Genomic DNA, 16,623 nt, shown 5'->3' on the forward strand with positions numbered 1-16,623 from the left:
GCTGCACATTTGCGCTTACCACCATTATGCCTTACATTTGAACAAATCGGGTAAAGCTTTTGTAGACACAATTGTGTACAACTATTCTCTAAAAACGAAGAATAGGATTGCTAATTTTGTCGTTTCATTGCAAGCTAATTTTGCTTTATGTAACAAAAAACCAGTGTTTTTGAAAAAAGGAGGTCTTCTTGATCACTGTTCTCGTTGTTGATGATCATGAACTCGTGCGCACCGGGATTTGCCGTATGCTCGAAGACCACCCCGATGTCGAGGTGATCGGACAAGCTGAATCTGGAGAAGAAGCGATTGCGCTGGTTCGCCAGAAACATCCCCAAGTGGTATTGCTAGACGTGAATATGCCTGGCATTGGTGGAGTTGAGACAACGCGACGTTTATTGCAGAGTGCACCTGAAACCAAGGTCATTGCTGTCAGCGGTCTGGCGGAAGAGCCCTACCCATCCCTTTTACTCAAAGCAGGTGCCAAAGGCTATATCACCAAAGGTGCGCCAATCTCTGAGATGGTCCGTGCGATCAATAAAGTCATGCAAGGCGGCAAGTATTTCAGTGCGGATATTGCCGAGCAACTGGCGAGTTCTTACCTTTCTGACACCCAGCAGTCTCCTTTTGATGCTTTATCAGAACGTGAAATGCAGGTCGCGATGATGGTGGTGAACTGTATCAGCGCACAGGAAATTGCAGATAAATTATTTGTCAGCGTGAAGACGGTAAATACTTATCGCTACCGTATTTTTGAAAAACTGGCGATTGATAGTGATGTCAAACTGACGCATCTTGCGATACGCTATGGACTGATTAAACCTTAAAATACTTACAATAATAGTCAACGCCTATGTTAGGGAAAATTGCTTCATCGGTCTCTCAGACCGTCTATCGACTGGGCGTTTGGTATAGCGGCTATCGGCTGATTATTGCCGTTAGCCTGCTGCTGATTTATTTACTCACTGCCGAGCAACTCAGCAGTAATTATATTTATCCAAGCTTATATTTTTATACCCTGATTGCGTATATCACGCTGAATATCATTCAGCTTTTTATGTTGCATCTGGTGCCTGTACAAGTCTCCAGACAGCTGATTGTGATTTTCCTGATTGACGTGATCTGCTTGAGTTTAATCACCTTTTCAGCGGGTGGGCCGAATCTGCAACTGAGCTTGCTCTATGTCATCATTATTTTCTCCTCGGCCATTTTATTAAATTCACAGCTATCACTGATCATCACCCTGTTTGCCGTGATCATGGTGGTTTACCAGCGCTTTTTGGGTGACTTCTTTGATTCAGCCAATTTAACTCATCTCGGCAATAGTATTTTTCTGGCCTTTTTATTTTTTGTGGTGCATGCCATTGGCCGCATCGCGGTTCAACGTTTTAAGATTTTAGAAACCCTCACCTTTCATCAATCGATTGAAATCCATCAACTGCAAAATATTAACCGTTATATTCTCGAGCAGATTGAAGACGGTTATCTGGTACTCGATGAAAGCAACCATATTGTCCTGACCAATCCGGCAGCCAACACTTTACTGGGAATTTATCTACCTGTTTCTCTTGAAAAAACACCACTCATCAAGTTACAACCGGATCTATTTGAACTGATCAAGTTTAGTGATTTAAAAGATGGTGAAGAGTTCAGTTTTGAATCACAACAAAGCCCGTATACGGTTCATGTTCGGGTTAAACATCTGATCGTTCCTGAACAAGCGCTGGTGTTACTGATCTTAAAAGATGCCCAGAAACTGACCCAGCAGGTGCAACAACTCAAGCTGGCGGCATTAGGCCAACTTTCTGCCAGTATTGCCCATGAGATTCGCAATCCATTGGCCGCCATTGTTCAGGCTAATGAGTTACTTAAAGACAGTGATGCACATCAGCAAGAAATGCTGTCACGCATGATTAGCAAGCAAGCCAAACGTATTGATAGCATCGTCCAAGATACTTTGGCGATGGCTCGCAATCGGCCAACCGAAGCCCAACCCATCCAGCTCACCTCGTTCTTTGACAGTTTATTGAATGAAGATCTGGCGGATGCCAAACAGATGATCCGGTTAAAACAACCCGAACAGACGACGATCGTATTTGATGAAAAACAATTACGCCAGGTGCTGATTAATCTGATCCGGAATGCCTTACGTCATAACGCCACCGATGCCCCCTTTATCGAAGTGGATGTTCATGAAAAAGAAGGTCGAATCTGTATTGATGTCATCGATTTTGGGATGGGTGTCTCAAAACGGGATATTTCTCAGTTATTCAAACCATTTTTTAGTACCGAAATTAAAGGAACTGGTTTAGGATTGTACTTGTCTCATACATTTTGTGAGGCGAATCATGCAAAGCTCACCTATATAGAGCGACAACAAGGAGCATGTTTCAGGATGGAATGCTCAAAATTCATAGATTAGATTAGGTTTTTCGGGGAAATGGCAACAAAACAACCACTCGTCTTGCTCGTAGACGATGAAGAGGATTTATGTCTTTTAATGCAGATGACGCTTGCGCGGATGGGCATCAAAACACATATCGCTTATCGGGTCGAACAGGCAAAAAAATTCTTCACTGAATTCCAGTACGATGCATGCTTAACAGATTTAAATCTTCCGGACGGGAATGGTTTAGACCTGGTGAAACATGTCACTCAAAACTATCCTAATACGCCTATTGCAGTGCTTACTGCCTATGGCAACATGGACATCGCCATCGCAGCCCTCAAAGCAGGTGCCTTTGACTTTGTTAGCAAACCGGTTAATCAGATGCATCTGGATCAATTAATCCAGAAAGCTTTGAACCGGCCTCAGCCTGAACAGGAAGCTGCTGAAACTGCTTTAGAAAACAAGCTTCTGATTGGACGTTCAGCACCGATCCAGCAACTTCGCATTGCTTTAAAGAAGATCGCACGCTCTCAGGCACCCGTGTTTATCACAGGGGAATCAGGTACAGGCAAAGAAGTGGTTGCCAATCTGGTACACCGTTTAAGTAACCGCAGCGAAGGGCCGTTTATTGCCATTAACTGTGGTGCCATTCCAACGGAATTGATGGAAAGCGAGTTATTTGGACACAAGAAAGGCAGCTTCACTGGCGCAACACAGGACAAACAAGGCTTAATTCTGTCGGCACACGGTGGTAGTTTATTTCTGGATGAAATTGCTGAATTGCCATTAAACATGCAGGTTAAATTACTTCGTGCGGTGCAGGAAAAGAAAATTCGTCCGGTCGGTTCAGATCAGGAGATTGATGTCGATTTCCGTGTGATTAGTGCCAGCCATCAGGATCTGGAAATGCTGGTCCAGCAAGGCCGCTTCCGTCAGGACCTGTTCTTCCGTATTCATGTCATGGATCTGGTGTTGCCGCCATTACGTGAGCGTGGTCAGGATATTCTGTTACTGGCCAATCACTTTATTCAAAAGATCAGTCAGGAATGGGAAGTGTCGGTGAAGACACTGTCCTCTCGTGCAGAGCAGTTCTTGTTACAGCAATATTTCCCGGGCAATGTGCGCGAACTGCGTAATATCATTGAACGTGCCATTACGCTGAGTGATGATGAAACCATTGATCTGGCTCACTTGCAAACTGCGCCATTACGTAGCTCAATTGCAAATCCGGCGCCTGCATTCGCCAATGCACCGGCAGAAGAAATCGAAGCCCCACAACACTCTGCCAGTCCAACAATGAGTTCGAAAAAACTTCCACCAGAAGGTTTAGAGCGCTATTTAGAGAATATCGAAAAAGAGATTCTGCTAAATGCCTTGAATCTGACCCACTGGAATCGGACTTTAGCGGCGAAAAAGTTGGGAATGACCTTCCGCTCTTTACGCTATCGCTTGAAAAAATTCGGTTTGGATACCGAAGATGATGAATAAGCTTTAATCATAAAGCCCCTTTGTTAAGGGGCTTTATTTTTTAATATCTACTTTTCAACACCAGATCAGTGACATGTTCCAGGTAGGTATCTTCTTTCATTTCAGGTGGCAAAGGCGAAATCTGATTCGGCTGAATGCCTTGCCCCTCAATCATGTTGCCATTGGGGGTGTAGTAATGTGAGACCGTCATTTGTAAGGCAGCGCCACTCGGTAACGGGAACAGCTTCTGCACCACGCCTTTACCATAACTGTTTTCCCCCACGACCCAGGCACGCTTATGTTCTTTCAGCGCCGCGGTAAACACTTCGGCTGCCGAGGCGGATCGTTTATTAATTAAAATACCGAGTTTCAGATTCTGAAATTCAAAGGAAGGCAGGGCCTGAAATTGTTGATCACCTTCAGAACGGCTTTTCGTGGTCACAATCAATCCCTGATTCAGGAACAAATCCGCTGACTCAACCGCAGCAGACAATAATCCTCCCGGATTATTACGTAAATCCAGAACCACGGCCTTGAGTTTGCTAGAACTATATTCTTCGATTAAACGTTTAATTTCATTGGCAGTGTCTTGCTGAAACACTCTAATTTTAAGTACAAGTACCTGATTATGCATTAAAACAGGTTCAATATCGGTTTCTACTTTCTTGTTTCGGACCAGAATGGTGGTGCTGTTATTATTTTCAGGCTGGATCTGTACAGTACTGCCAATTGAGCCATACAGCAGCCCTTGTACCTGATCCTGATTAAGATTTTTTAATTCTTGATTGTCCACTTTAATAATGGCTTGACCATTGCGCAAACCCAGCTTGCTCGAGTCAGAACCCGCTTTTAAGTCCTGAATCTGCCAGGATTTAGCATGTACGTCATAATTTAAATTAAAATCGACCGAGGCCAGATCGCCTTCGGTATATTGAATCAGTTGACGATATTCTTCTGCCGACAGATAACGGGAATAACGGTCCAGACCACTGACCAGTCCTTTAATCGATTGCTGAAAGAGCGCATCGTCCGACTTCTTATCGACATAGTTATCTTTCACAATCCCATAGATCTGGACAAATTGCTGAATCGATTCAATCGGGACTTCCGCTGTACGCGGCGCATCTTCGGTCCATCCCGACGCATGAGTAACGGGTGCAGCATCAATACTATGCCCCCAACACATCAACAAACTTGCACATAAGGCTCGGTAAATGTTGTTGTGCTGGGTCATTGCTTCACCTTATTTTAAAGTAATTAAGTTCTTACCCTGCATTTCTGGCGGTACAGGAATGTGCATTAAATGCAGGAGTGTTGGCGCCACATCAGCCAATACCCCGCCTTCTGCAATAATTGCTTGCGTCGGGCCAACATAAATAAATGGCACCAGTTCAGTGGTATGTTGGGTATGCACCTGACCACTGTCATAGTCTTGCATTTGCTCTACATTACCATGATCCGCAGTAATTAACATGTGTCCTTTGTTTGCCATGACTGCATCGTAAACACGACCCAAGCAGGTATCCACCGTTTCAACCGCTTTTACTGCAGCATCAAAAACGCCGGTATGCCCGACCATATCGCCGTTGGCATAGTTCACCACCAACAGATCAAACTCACCTGAATTGATGGCATTGACCAACTCATCGGTCACTTCATAAGCGCTCATTTCAGGCTTTAAATCATAGGTGGCAACATTTGGGGATGGAATCAGGATACGCTTTTCACCCGGATATTCATCTTCGCGACCACCGCTAAAGAAGAAGGTCACATGCGCATATTTTTCAGTTTCAGCAATACGCAATTGGGTTTTACCCAAATCAGACAGATATTCACCAATCGAGTTTTTCAGCCCTTCTGGCATATATGCAACTGGTGCATCAATGCTGGCCTGATAACGGGTCAACATCACGAATTTAGATAAATTCGGCTGCACTTTACGTTCAAAACCGGCAAAATCCTTTTCCACAAACGCACGGGTAATTTCACGCGCACGATCGGCACGGAAGTTCATGAATACAATGCTGTCGCCATCTTGTACTTTGGTGACATCACCGATGCGTGTTGCTTTAACAAACTCATCATTTTCATTGGCTGCATAGGCTTGTTCCAAACCTTCAACCGCAGAATTGGCGACACGTACGGCTTCGCCTTCTGTAATTAAACGATAAGCCTGTTCCACACGGTCCCAACGGTTGTCACGATCCATCGCGAAATAGCGACCAATCATCGACACAATACGACCTTGATTTGGATATTGTGCGAACAAGGCATCCAGTTTTTCTAATGATGGTTGTGCACTACGTGGCGGCGTATCACGACCGTCCAGAAAAGCGTGTAAATACACTTTTGCACCGCGTTTTAACGCCAGTTCGCACATGGCGACAATATGATCTTGATGCGAGTGCACACCGCCTTCCGACAACAAGCCCATCACGTGTACGGCGCCATTGGCTGCTTTGGCCTTTTCAACCGCATCCACCAGAACTTCATGCTCGAAAAAAGCACCGGTACGAATGTCTTTAGTAATACGGGTGAAATCCTGATACAACACACGACCTGCACCCAGATTCATATGCCCGACTTCAGAATTACCCATTTGGCCATCAGGCAGACCGACATCTTCACCGGAGCCAGAAATTAAACTATTCGGATGCTTGGCTTTCATTGCCGTGAGGTTGGGTGTTTTTGCTGCCAGAAAGGCATTGTCATCAACTGCTTCACGATGTCCTACGCCATCCATGATTACGAGAACGTGAGGAATTTTGCCAGCATTTGCATCCGTCATAATGGACTCTCTATTTGTCGATCATTTGTTCGGTCTATTTTACCGAAGTTTAAGGTATTTCTCTATGACCCCACTCATGGCTTTCATCAATAGCGATGATAGCGCCCATGAATCAAAGTCCTTTATCTTGCTCGATAAAGTAAGTAACTGCCTACCATAAAGATGAGCACCACCGGCATCAGCACAAACCATGCTGGAGAAGGGGCATAAACCAGACTTGCATAGCCGAGGAAATCTTGTAAGTAGAAAAAGCCCAGTCCGGTAAATAAGGCAATCACCAGACGGAAGCCCATCGACTGTTGGCGTAATGGTCCGAAAATGAATGAACAGGCGATTAACACCAGCGTAATCAAGGCAAACGGCGAGGTCACTTTTTGCCAGAACGCCAGTTCGTAGGTTTTCGGTACCTGACTATATTCATCCATATAGCGCATAAAACTAATCAACTGGCTTGGAGACAAATCTTCCGGGTCAAGGGTGACCATATGCACATATTTAGGCTGCAAGGCCAAACCCAGCGATTGCTGTGCATGATCGGTTTTAATGGCATTCCCTTGAGCCAGCAAATCCACCTGATGTGACTGCTCTAGCGTCCATTCGCCATCTTTAACAAACTGGCCCTTTTCTGCATTCACAAAAGACTGCAAACGGTAGTCCTGATCAAAATCGATCGACTGGATATTGCGTAACTGGCCTTTGGAGTTGGCATAGTCAATATAAATAAAACGCTGCCCTTCACGAGTCCAGTAGCCTTTGACTTCACCCAACGCCGCCACGCTACGTTGCTTCTTGATACTTTGTGCCTGTTCATTGGTATAAGGAATTACCCATTCGCTTAGCACAAAGGACAATACAATCAATAACAGTGCCGAACGCATTACCCAGCCAACGATTCGCCATAAGCTAATCCCGACCGAGCGCATCACGATCAGTTCACTATTCGAAGCCAATGCACCCAGTCCCAGCACCGAGCCAATCAAGGCGGCAACAGGAAGGATTTCATAGAGATAATGCGGCGCTCCCCACATCACGTACAGGAAAGCCTGCCAGGCATTATAGTCGGGTTTGAGCGAGCCTAATTCACCTAAGTAGGTAAACAGAACCTGTAAGAAAGATAACACCAGCGTCGTGCCCAGCATGGCTAGGATCGTGGTTTTTGTCACATGTTTGGCGACTATTCGACGTGCTAACATCACAACCCCACTCGCTGAATACTTCTCTTAAATTTTGGTGCCAATTTTTGTTTACGCGCAAAAACTGCTGCGGCAATGGCATAAACAAGAAGAACCACTGGATAAGCCCAGATATCAAGTTCTTCCTTACTGATTCGGGTCTTAATCGCAATCAATAATACGATCAGGCTGGCAAAGATAAAGATCGCGGGAATCAAACGATAGTAACGACCTTGACGCGGACTCACCTCAGACAATGCGACCGCCAGCATTAAAGCCACGATAATCACAAAGGGACCAAATACACGCCAGCCCAGTTCACTACGCACGACAGGATCATCACGTTTTTCCCATAACTTGGACATGGATAATGCTTCAACATCACCACTCTCAAATTTTACGTCTTTGTCATTTTCTAAACGTAAACGATAAGACTGGAATTCTGCCTGCGTGTAACGAGGTTGATTCGGATAAATCTCGTAACGGCGCCCCTGAACCAGATCCACCACATTGGCGGTATCATTGGCCACTTCAACCCGTGTTGCTTCTTTGGCCAGAATCATGACATCAGGTTTATCTGCCTGATTGCCTTTCTGATAGAAGAAAATATCTTTTAAGTTCTTGCGGTCTTCTGAAAGTGATCCCGCATAAATGGTATACGGCCCTGAAGAAATAAACTCTTTCGGACGTACCAAGTCAAATCCGGTCCGTACTGCCTGAGTACTGGTCAGTTTTTCAAACTCACGTAAGCCCCACGGCCCCATCCAGACCATTAAGCAGGTCTGTACCACCAGATATACCACGGTCATCGGCAACAGTAATCGAGCCAACTGATTGCGACTGACGCCACTGCCATTTAAAACCGCCATTTCGTGGTCGACATACAGACGCCCGAATACCAGCATCAAGGCAATAAAGAAACCCAATGGTAAGATCAATGTTAAAAATTCAGGTAAACGATAGCCGATAATGCTAAATAAGATCCCTGCATCCAAACGACCTTGAGCTGCGACGCCAAAATACTTGATCAAACGACCACCCATCATGATCATGGTCAATAGACCAATAACGACGAGAGATGTCGAAACCACCTGTTTGACGAGATAACGCCGAATAATCAAAGTAATACTTCCAAAAGACCAATCGAAGGTAACGCTAGTTTACCCGAATGTTAAAAATATAAAACCTATCGCTTGTTGCGGATTGCAACCTCATATCTGAAAGTGTTTAATGGACTTATCTTTCTTTTTTACTCATTAGGTTCTATATAAACAATGAAATTTACACTTCAAAACGCATTCCCAACTCAGGCGTCTAGCGAATCTTTGTGGATTTTGGTTGATTCAGAACAATTACAACAGAACTTAAATACTTATCAAATCAACCATCTAGATGACATCCTTAACGCAAGCCAATATAAAGCCGGTTTTAACGACAACTTGCCGCTGCTTGCCAATATCTCTGTACAGGCCAATGCCCAATTATTAGGACTGGGCAAAAGTGACGAGCTTAAAGCGACAAAATTAGCAAAACTTGCACAAAGCATTATCAAATCATCACAAAATAAATTTAAACAAATTAGTGTCGATCTTTCAGCATTGCCTGCCGATTTACACCCCCTCTTTGTCTTGAGCCTTACGCAAGCGGCTTATAGTTATGACGAGTTTAAGTCGAAAAAGAATGAGTTCGTGCTAGATACCATTCACCTGATTGCCAGCCAGACCCCATTAGATGAAGCACAGTTAAAGCTGATTCATGCGGTTCAGTCGGGTCAAAACTTTGCCCGTGATCTGGGTAACCGTCCTGGAAATATCTGTTTCCCTGAGTACCTCGCAGATCAGGCGCTTGCGCTAGCCAAGCAATATCGAGACCTATTAAAAGTCACTGTACTGGATGAGCAGCAAATGGCGGATCTGGGCATGTATGCCTTCCTTGCCGTGAGCAAAGGCTCAGATCGTCCGGGTCGTATTGTCACCCTCGAATACAATGCCCAGATTGATCAAGCCCCTGTGGTACTGGTCGGCAAAGGTGTGACTTTTGATACAGGCGGTATTTCATTAAAACCAGGCTTGGGCATGGATGAAATGAAATTTGATATGTGCGGCGCAGCTTCGGTTCTTGGTACCATTCAGGCACTCTGTGAAGCCCAATTACCTATTCATGTGGTGGGTGCAATTGCCGCTGCAGAAAATATGCCATCTGCTCATGCCACCCGTCCCGGTGACATCGTCACCACCATGAGCGGACAAACTGTAGAAATTCTGAATACGGATGCAGAAGGCCGTCTGGTCCTGTGTGATACCTTGACCTATATCAAACGCTTTAACCCTGCCCTGGTGATTGATATTGCCACCCTGACCGGCGCCTGTGTGGTTGCGCTCGGTAAAGTGGTCAGTGGTTTATTCACACCAGATGATGAGCTTGCACAAGACTTGCAACAGGCAGGCGAACAGTCACTTGACCGTGTCTGGCGTATGCCGGTCATGGAAGAGTATCAAGAATTACTCGACTCACCTTTTGCCGATATTGCCAATATTGGTGGGCCATATGGTGGCGCCATCACGGCAGCTTGCTTCCTCGAACGTTTTACCCGTGACTATCGCTGGGCTCATCTTGATGTGGCAGGTACGGCATGGTTATCGGGTACCGCTAAAGGTGCAACCGGCCGCCCGGTTCCATTATTGATGCAATTCCTGGCAAATCGTGTTCAAGCGAATGGCTAAAATCAGTTTTTATCTCTTTGAAAACAGTCAGGAACGGCAAGTCGAAAGTGCTTGCCGTTTGTGTCGCAAGATTCTGAATCAACATCCCCATATCTGGTGGTACTGTGCTGATCCAGACTTGCAAAATGAACTGGATGAACTGCTCTGGAGCTTTGATCCACAAAGTTTCATTGCGCATGGGATTGACCAGCCACATAGCCCAGTGTGTATTTCAAAAGATTTACCCCCCTCCAATGATTGGATCGTGTTTAATTTTAACAATCATGCACTTGAACAAACTCAAGATTTTCGCCACATTATCGAAATTATTGAAAATAATGAAACTGCGAAACAGATTGGGCGGGAAAAATTTAAACGGTATCGACGGTTGGGCATAGAACCTCGTACATTTAGATTATAAATTGGCGATAAAAAACATCATTTTAGGAGTGTCTTGTGGCATTAAATGTAGGTCAGGATTTTAAAAAACGCTGGTTAAATGCACCTGAGGCGGTTCGTCAGACCTATCAGGAAGATTTAGCACGTATCTGTGATCTGTTATTACCACAAACTTCGATTCAAACCTGGACGCAGAACGAGGAAAGTGCCCAACAGCGTTCTCAACAACGCATTGATCAAGCTTATGCCGATTTAAAGGCTGAGTTACTGGAACAGGCACGTATTCGTAAACAGCTGGCGCTGGAAAAAGCACTGGCAGAAAAACGTGCAGCTGAAGCCGCCTATGCAGCCCAGTTACAAGCGGATGAAGCACGTCAGTTTGAGCAGCAAACCGAGAATCTAGTTGCCTTACGTGGTCATATCGATCAGGAAATTGCGCAACAGACCGAACGCTATCAAACCAATCCGGAGCAGCCAAGCATTGATTATGCACGCGGTCAGCGCATCGCGATTGATGATCAGCAAATTCTGTCTGAGCTGGAAAGTGTTCGGGTCCGTCTTGAACTTGAAGCTGAAGGCCTGATTGAGCAAGCAGTGACCGTGTTCCGCGCCAAGCTGCATGCACTGGCACAAGATGAAATTGAATATATTTTGAAGAACAGTGAGTTCTCGGACGAGAAATAATAAAAAGCCCAGTTTAAACTGGGCTTTTTATACTTGATCTTTTATTTTAAAAAACCGTTTTCAGCCAAGAATGCCATACTGATATTCGATTCAGTTTTCTGCTCCGCCGCCTTATCACCGAGCAATAAACGCTCGATATAACGTGCCAATACGTCAACTTCTAAATTCACTTTGCTTCCCACCTGCCAAGTACCAATATTGGTACGTTCAGCGGTATGCGGAATCAAATTCAGGCTCAGAATATTGCCACGTAAGTGGTTAATGGTCAGGCTAATGCCATCGACGGTGACCGAGCCTTTTTCTGCCAGATATTTAGCCAACTCAACAGGTGCTGTGACTTCAAAATACAAAGAACGTGCATCTTCGCGAACCAGGGTAATTTCCCCCAGCCCATCGACATGTCCACTGACAATGTGTCCGCCAAAACGTGTGGTCGGTAACATCGCTTTTTCAACATTGACCGCCTGACCGACTTTCCATTGTCCGAGTGTGGTACGGTTCAGACTTTCGCGGGAAACATCTGCCGCATACCAGTTCTCGCCCCACTCGATCACGGTCAGGCAAATCCCATTAGTAGCAATCGAATCCCCAAGATGTACATCAGACATGTCCAGATCCGTCTGGATTGTTAGACGAACATCACCGCCTACACTTTGTAGGCTCTGAACCTTACCTAAACTTTCAATAATGCCTGTAAACATGGGAGTTTCAACCTATCTTTATTGCAGTGTCTGCCACAGTGAATCAGATACCTTAAAGCAAAGAATCTGAGATAACAAGGCATCTCCCAAGCAAATACCCGCAAATCAAAAAGGGCGATCATCTGAGCGCCCTTTTGGTATTATTTATTGAGTGATGCAGTTATTGCATTTCAGAGACTTGCTGATCTGTTGGGTCTTTTGCTACCACCTGATGCTTGACCAGAAAATGGCTAAAGAATAATTTATAGCCCAGCACACCTAAACATGCCCCTACGATTGGTGCAATAATCGGGACGATGAAATAAGGGATATCACGACCGCCGGTAAAGGCAACAGGACCCCAGCCTGAGAAATAAGCCACGATTTTCGGGCCAAAATCACGTGCAGGATTCATGGCAAAGCCGGTTAATGGGCCAAAAGAAGCACCAATCACGGCCACCAGCAAACCCACCAGAATCGGTGCCAAAGTACCACGCGGCAAACCGTTGCTATCATCGCCAATCGCCATAATCAGCCACAGTAATAACATGGTAATAAACATTTCCACCATGAAAGCCTGACCCAGCGACAATAGGTGATGCGGATAAGTTGAGAAAATTCCAGCCAGTTCCAGACTTTCGACACTGCCCCGTACCATGTGATGGGTCTGTTCATAATCTACAAACAGATTGCTATATAAGCCATAGACCAGCACAGCCCCTGTTGCAGCACCCGCCACTTGAGCAATGATATAAAATGGGACTTTACGTTTATCAAAGCCAGCAAATAAAGCCAGGGCGATGGTCACGGCAGGATTGAGATGAGCCCCAGAAATACCTGCAGACAAATAAACAGCCAATGCAACGGCCAAGCCCCATACAATGCTGATTTCCCACAGACCTAAACTTGCGCCTGCAAGCTTAAGTGCAGCCACCACACCAATACCAAACGATAAAAAAATTGCGGTAGCAAAATATTCGGCTACACATTGCCCCAATAAGGTGGGTTCCGAGCGACTCATAACAACCTCTCTTGGTCATCGCTGCAAATAGGCAAGACCCTAAATTAAGCTCGGCAAACTATATTTATTTTTGAAACGGGTCAATATGGTTTGATAATTTTTTAAACGATTAGTCAAAAGATTTTTCTTCAAAAAACACCTCTAAAACCAACTAATAAGCTGACCAAAATACAACTCAAATATCTGTTTTTATTTATTTTATAAAATTATGATCATTTTTTGCAGTAGCGCTAACCCAACAGTCCAATCCAGTAGAAATGCGAGATATTTACCATAAAAACAGACACTTATCATATAAACCGATTTTATTTATCTAATTATCCGATTTAATAAAAAAACTGAATACAAAAACACCACTTTTAAAAGTGGTGTCCTGTATTTTACCAAAGTGCCAGTTGGGTACTGTTCCCGGTGGTATCGACTCCGCCCAGTTCAGCAAAGTGATATAACTGCCCTAACAACTGTCGTAACGGCGGTCCTGACTTGGCATGCGTATCGGTAATCACGATAAATTCCAGTACCCGTGCCCGTTCAGACTGACGCTGTTTACTCACGCGATAACGCGGTACATCCTGGGTCAGCAAAGTCACCTTACCGCGTTTTAAATTGGCGGTCAGCAAGTCTTTTGGCTCGATATTTCCATCGGTCGAGTAACTGGTCAAAATGTAACGTGCATTGATGGTTTCCAATAACTTTTCATAAGCCTCTTTGGCATATTTAGAAGAGTTATAAGGACTTGGGCGCTCTTTACGCCATGCCCGATCAATCCCGCTTTTAAAGCCTTTGGTATCCGGTGAAGGTAAATCGACCTGATCCCATAAGGTCAAGGCATTGAGAACGTGATAGTTACTGCTATAGGCATGCTGGTTATAAGGCGGATCCAGATAAGCCACATCGACCTCAAAACCACTCATCTGATTGGCGAGATGCTGGGCATCGACACACCACATTTCTGCCGCTGGACGTTTAGGATCACCGATTTCACAGAAACGGCTAGGTGTCAGCCACAACAAGGACTCGATCCGTTCTAACGCGGTCTGAGTACGTCCGCCCCAGCCCTGATGGAAACTTTTGAAAACGCCACTGGTATTACTGACAAAACTTGCCGAATACAGTAACGGCGCCAGTAAGGCACTCATTTCCACATCATTAATCGCGCCCTGTGCCTGCCAAGTTGCAATCTGCTGACGAATCGCGTCAATACGCATGCCATTACGACGTTTGAAGAACAGGCGATCACGTGCAGGATCATACACATCGTCATTGCGCGGACATAGATTATGTGTGACCCAGCCTTTGACTTCAGGCAAGCGGTTCAGATAATCGATGGCCTTTTGATAGCCCCCCAATTCTTTAAATGCGGGTGCATCAACACAGGCCAGAATCGCATGATTCAGCGCATGGCTATACGGCTCCCAGTCGTTGGCAATCACACGGTAGCCATTCTGGCGGGCCAACCGTGAAACCACCCCACTGCCTGCAAAAAAATCCGCAAAAATCGGTGGATTCTTTTTCTTGCTATTCAGTGTGCCGGTAATCTCAAGCGCTTCTAAAATCAGGTGTAGAAGTCGACGCTTATTCCCGAGATAAGGAACTAACTGATGAAAAAGATATTCGTCAGTCGTACGGGCCGCATGACGACGTTTGTGATAAACCGATGGTTCTGGATTCATATCAACTCTTGGATAGGGAGCAATCTCAGGCGAATGTCTTGCCCGAGTTGGGTTACATCGACCAACTCAAATCGTCGTTGTTCTGCCATTTTGCTCAATTCAGCATTGAACATCGCACGGGCAGATTGACCAAGTAAAGTAGGTGCAACATAACTAATCATTTCATCAACCAAACCTTGCTGTAAAAAGGCGGTGGATAAAGTTGCACCTGCCTCAACCAATACATCATAAATTTGATATTGTTGAGATAAGGTCTGCAATAATTGATTTAAAGGTTGCGGTGGCAATTGTATCACGCCTAAATCGGCAAGTTCTTGACGAAATGGTGTCATCACCATCACGGTTTCAGGATTTTGCAACATCTTGGCAGACAAGGGTAGCTGACCTTGGCGATCTAGCACGATTCGTTTCGGCTGTACTACTGTCGAAACATCAACATCCGTCAAAGTACGGACATTTAACTCGCAATCATCTGCCAGCACGGTTTGGATGCCTGTGATTACGGCCCCTGAAATTGCACGCCAGTGCTGGACATCCTGACGCGCCTCAGTGCCGGTGATCCATTTCGATTCACCCGAAGCCATGGCGGTACGACCATCCAGACTCGAGGCCACTTTTAAACGAACATAAGGCATACCGGTCGACATAGCTTTTAAAAAGCCGAGATTCAGTGTTTTGGCATCCTCGACACAAATCCCCGTTTCAACTTCGATGCCTGCATTCCGCAATATTTGCACGCCTTTGCCAGCCACCAGCGGATTGGGGTCCGAGCAGGCCACCACCACCTTCTTGACTTGCGCTTTCACCAATGCTTCAGCACAAGGTGGCGTTCGACCATAATGGGCACAGGGTTCCAAAGTCACATAAGCCGTTGCATCTTTGGCAAGTTCACCCGCCTGACGCAGGGCAAAAACTTCTGCATGGGGCTGGCCTGCTCTAGGATGATAGCCTTCGCCAATCAGCTGTCCATCTTTGACAATGACACAACCCACATTTGGATTGGGCTTGGTTGAATATTGTCCAAGTCGCGCCAGTGCAATGGCACGTTGCATCCAGTACTGCTGTTCGGATAAATGATCTTGGGTTAACTCAGACATGGTTTCTCTAATTTAGTTTTCATTTTCGCGTTGTTGCATTTGTTCAATCTGCTGACGAAATGCATCGACATCCTGAAAATCCTGATACACCGAAGCAAAGCGCACATAGGCCACATGATCCAGTGCAAACAGCGCCTGCATGACGATTTCACCAATGGTTCTGGATTTCACGTCCCGCTCACCCAAACGACGAATATGTGACTGGATATCGCTAAGTACCGTTTCAATCTGTTCTTGGGTGACAGGACGTTTCTGTAAAGCATGCATCAATGAACGACGCAACTTTGCTTCGTCAAATGGCTCATTCTTACCATCCGATTTAATGACGCGTGGCATCACCACATCATAACTTTCAAATGTGGTAAAACGCTCACCACAGATGACGCACTCACGACGACGACGAATCTGACACCCTTCAGCAGCCAGACGGGAGTCGATAACTTTACTATCAGCAGCGTTACAAAATGGACAATGCATAGTTGCGCGATTATTTAATCTCTTCACCTAAGTGTAGCAAAGTTTCTGCAATTGCAGAACCAGCACCCGGAAGGCAT

15 protein-coding genes are annotated in these 16,623 nt (G+C 45.3%); 6 read left to right on the forward strand and 9 right to left on the reverse strand.

The window, feature by feature from the left end:
- Positions 1-188 precede the first annotated feature (188 nt).
- The 3 genes from MSG93_RS11125 to MSG93_RS11135 are packed head-to-tail and all read left to right on the forward strand — an operon-like array spanning position 189 to position 3,874.
- Positions 189-824 (forward strand): response regulator transcription factor GacA, encoded by a 636-nt coding sequence (locus MSG93_RS11125; protein ID WP_004773961.1) that lies wholly within the window; start codon positions 189-191, stop codon positions 822-824.
- Positions 825-850: 26 nt separating this feature from the next.
- Positions 851-2,419 carry a sensor histidine kinase gene (locus tag MSG93_RS11130; RefSeq protein ID WP_324621870.1) on the forward strand — a complete coding sequence of 523 codons (1,569 nt, stop codon included), beginning with the start codon at positions 851-853 and terminating at the stop codon, positions 2,417-2,419.
- An 18-nt stretch (positions 2,420-2,437) separates the two neighbouring features.
- Positions 2,438-3,874, forward strand: coding sequence for a sigma-54 dependent transcriptional regulator (locus tag MSG93_RS11135; protein WP_324621871.1), 1,437 nt, complete (start codon positions 2,438-2,440; stop codon positions 3,872-3,874).
- A 40-nt stretch (positions 3,875-3,914) separates the two neighbouring features.
- Here MSG93_RS11135 and MSG93_RS11140 read toward each other — a convergent pair whose 3' ends face one another.
- The 4 genes from MSG93_RS11140 to lptF form a co-directional block, all read right to left on the reverse strand.
- Positions 3,915-5,087, reverse strand: coding sequence for a S41 family peptidase (locus tag MSG93_RS11140; RefSeq protein ID WP_032876010.1), 1,173 nt, complete (start codon positions 5,085-5,087; stop codon positions 3,915-3,917).
- Positions 5,088-5,096: 9 nt separating this feature from the next.
- Complete coding sequence (gene gpmI, locus MSG93_RS11145) at positions 5,097-6,641, reverse strand: 2,3-bisphosphoglycerate-independent phosphoglycerate mutase (protein ID WP_324621872.1); 1,545 nt, start codon at positions 6,639-6,641, stop codon at positions 5,097-5,099.
- 122 nt (positions 6,642-6,763) lie between these two features.
- The gene (gene lptG / locus MSG93_RS11150; RefSeq protein ID WP_005281054.1) at positions 6,764-7,834 is read right to left on the reverse strand and encodes an LPS export ABC transporter permease LptG; all 1,071 of its coding nucleotides are present in this window, start codon (positions 7,832-7,834) and stop codon (positions 6,764-6,766) included.
- Positions 7,834-8,934, reverse strand: a complete 1,101-nt coding sequence (lptF, locus tag MSG93_RS11155; protein ID WP_005226334.1) for an LPS export ABC transporter permease LptF — start codon at positions 8,932-8,934, stop codon at positions 7,834-7,836. The genes lptG and lptF overlap by 1 nt, the downstream gene beginning before the upstream one ends.
- A 153-nt stretch (positions 8,935-9,087) precedes the next feature.
- On the opposite strand from lptF, the gene MSG93_RS11160 reads away from it, so the two are divergent.
- Genes MSG93_RS11160 through blhA form a run of 3 tightly spaced genes read left to right on the forward strand, consistent with a single transcriptional unit; the run spans position 9,088 to position 11,598 of the window.
- Positions 9,088-10,536: a leucyl aminopeptidase gene (locus MSG93_RS11160; protein WP_324621874.1), complete on the forward strand. Its 1,449-nt coding sequence runs from the start codon at positions 9,088-9,090 to the stop codon at positions 10,534-10,536.
- Positions 10,529-10,936, forward strand: a complete 408-nt coding sequence (locus MSG93_RS11165; RefSeq protein ID WP_005226332.1) for a DNA polymerase III subunit chi — start codon at positions 10,529-10,531, stop codon at positions 10,934-10,936. Before MSG93_RS11160 ends, MSG93_RS11165 begins: the two co-directional genes overlap by 8 nt.
- 35 nt (positions 10,937-10,971) lie before the next feature.
- Positions 10,972-11,598, forward strand: coding sequence for a cell division protein BlhA (gene blhA, locus MSG93_RS11170; protein ID WP_032871241.1), 627 nt, complete (start codon positions 10,972-10,974; stop codon positions 11,596-11,598).
- Between the two features lie 41 nt (positions 11,599-11,639).
- On the opposite strand, the gene MSG93_RS11175 is transcribed toward blhA, so the two are convergent.
- From MSG93_RS11175 to nrdR, 5 genes are all read right to left on the reverse strand, one after another.
- Entirely contained in the window at positions 11,640-12,299 is a 660-nt protein-coding gene (locus MSG93_RS11175; protein WP_005226330.1) for a riboflavin synthase, read from the reverse strand.
- A 160-nt stretch (positions 12,300-12,459) separates the two neighbouring features.
- The gene (locus MSG93_RS11180; protein WP_324621876.1) at positions 12,460-13,299 is read right to left on the reverse strand and encodes an MIP/aquaporin family protein; all 840 of its coding nucleotides are present in this window, start codon (positions 13,297-13,299) and stop codon (positions 12,460-12,462) included.
- 380 nt (positions 13,300-13,679) lie between these two features.
- Positions 13,680-14,972, reverse strand: a complete 1,293-nt coding sequence (locus MSG93_RS11185; RefSeq protein ID WP_004773949.1) for a DNA adenine methylase — start codon at positions 14,970-14,972, stop codon at positions 13,680-13,682.
- On the reverse strand, positions 14,969-16,069 hold the full coding sequence (gene ribD, locus MSG93_RS11190) for a bifunctional diaminohydroxyphosphoribosylaminopyrimidine deaminase/5-amino-6-(5-phosphoribosylamino)uracil reductase RibD (RefSeq protein WP_324621878.1): 1,101 nt from the start codon (positions 16,067-16,069) through the stop codon (positions 14,969-14,971). The genes MSG93_RS11185 and ribD overlap by 4 nt, the downstream gene beginning before the upstream one ends.
- A gap of 12 nt (positions 16,070-16,081) precedes the next feature.
- Positions 16,082-16,546, reverse strand: coding sequence for a transcriptional regulator NrdR (gene nrdR, locus MSG93_RS11195; protein ID WP_005226327.1), 465 nt, complete (start codon positions 16,544-16,546; stop codon positions 16,082-16,084).
- Positions 16,547-16,623: the final 77 nt, after the last annotated feature.

Origin of the sequence: Acinetobacter sp. IK40 (assembly GCF_035615075.1) — a bacterium.
Classification (GTDB): domain Bacteria; phylum Pseudomonadota; class Gammaproteobacteria; order Pseudomonadales; family Moraxellaceae; genus Acinetobacter; species Acinetobacter courvalinii.

Bases quoted from the DNA above. Each gene is read 5' to 3' on its own strand.
- MSG93_RS11130 (WP_324621870.1), top strand. From the start codon at position 851: ATGTTAGGGAAAATTGCTTCATCGGTCTCTCAGACCGTCTATCGACTG.
- MSG93_RS11135 (WP_324621871.1), top strand. From the start codon at position 2,438: ATGGCAACAAAACAACCACTCGTCTTGCTCGTAGACGATGAAGAGGAT.
- MSG93_RS11140 (WP_032876010.1), bottom strand. From the start codon at position 5,087: ATGACCCAGCACAACAACATTTACCGAGCCTTATGTGCAAGTTTGTTG.
- gpmI (WP_324621872.1), bottom strand. From the start codon at position 6,641: ATGACGGATGCAAATGCTGGCAAAATTCCTCACGTTCTCGTAATCATG.
- lptG (WP_005281054.1), bottom strand. From the start codon at position 7,834: ATGTTAGCACGTCGAATAGTCGCCAAACATGTGACAAAAACCACGATC.
- MSG93_RS11160 (WP_324621874.1), top strand. From the start codon at position 9,088: ATGAAATTTACACTTCAAAACGCATTCCCAACTCAGGCGTCTAGCGAA.
- MSG93_RS11165 (WP_005226332.1), top strand. From the start codon at position 10,529: ATGGCTAAAATCAGTTTTTATCTCTTTGAAAACAGTCAGGAACGGCAA.
- MSG93_RS11175 (WP_005226330.1), bottom strand. From the start codon at position 12,299: ATGTTTACAGGCATTATTGAAAGTTTAGGTAAGGTTCAGAGCCTACAA.
- MSG93_RS11180 (WP_324621876.1), bottom strand. From the start codon at position 13,299: ATGAGTCGCTCGGAACCCACCTTATTGGGGCAATGTGTAGCCGAATAT.
- MSG93_RS11185 (WP_004773949.1), bottom strand. From the start codon at position 14,972: ATGAATCCAGAACCATCGGTTTATCACAAACGTCGTCATGCGGCCCGT.
- ribD (WP_324621878.1), bottom strand. From the start codon at position 16,069: ATGTCTGAGTTAACCCAAGATCATTTATCCGAACAGCAGTACTGGATG.
- nrdR (WP_005226327.1), bottom strand. From the start codon at position 16,546: ATGCATTGTCCATTTTGTAACGCTGCTGATAGTAAAGTTATCGACTCC.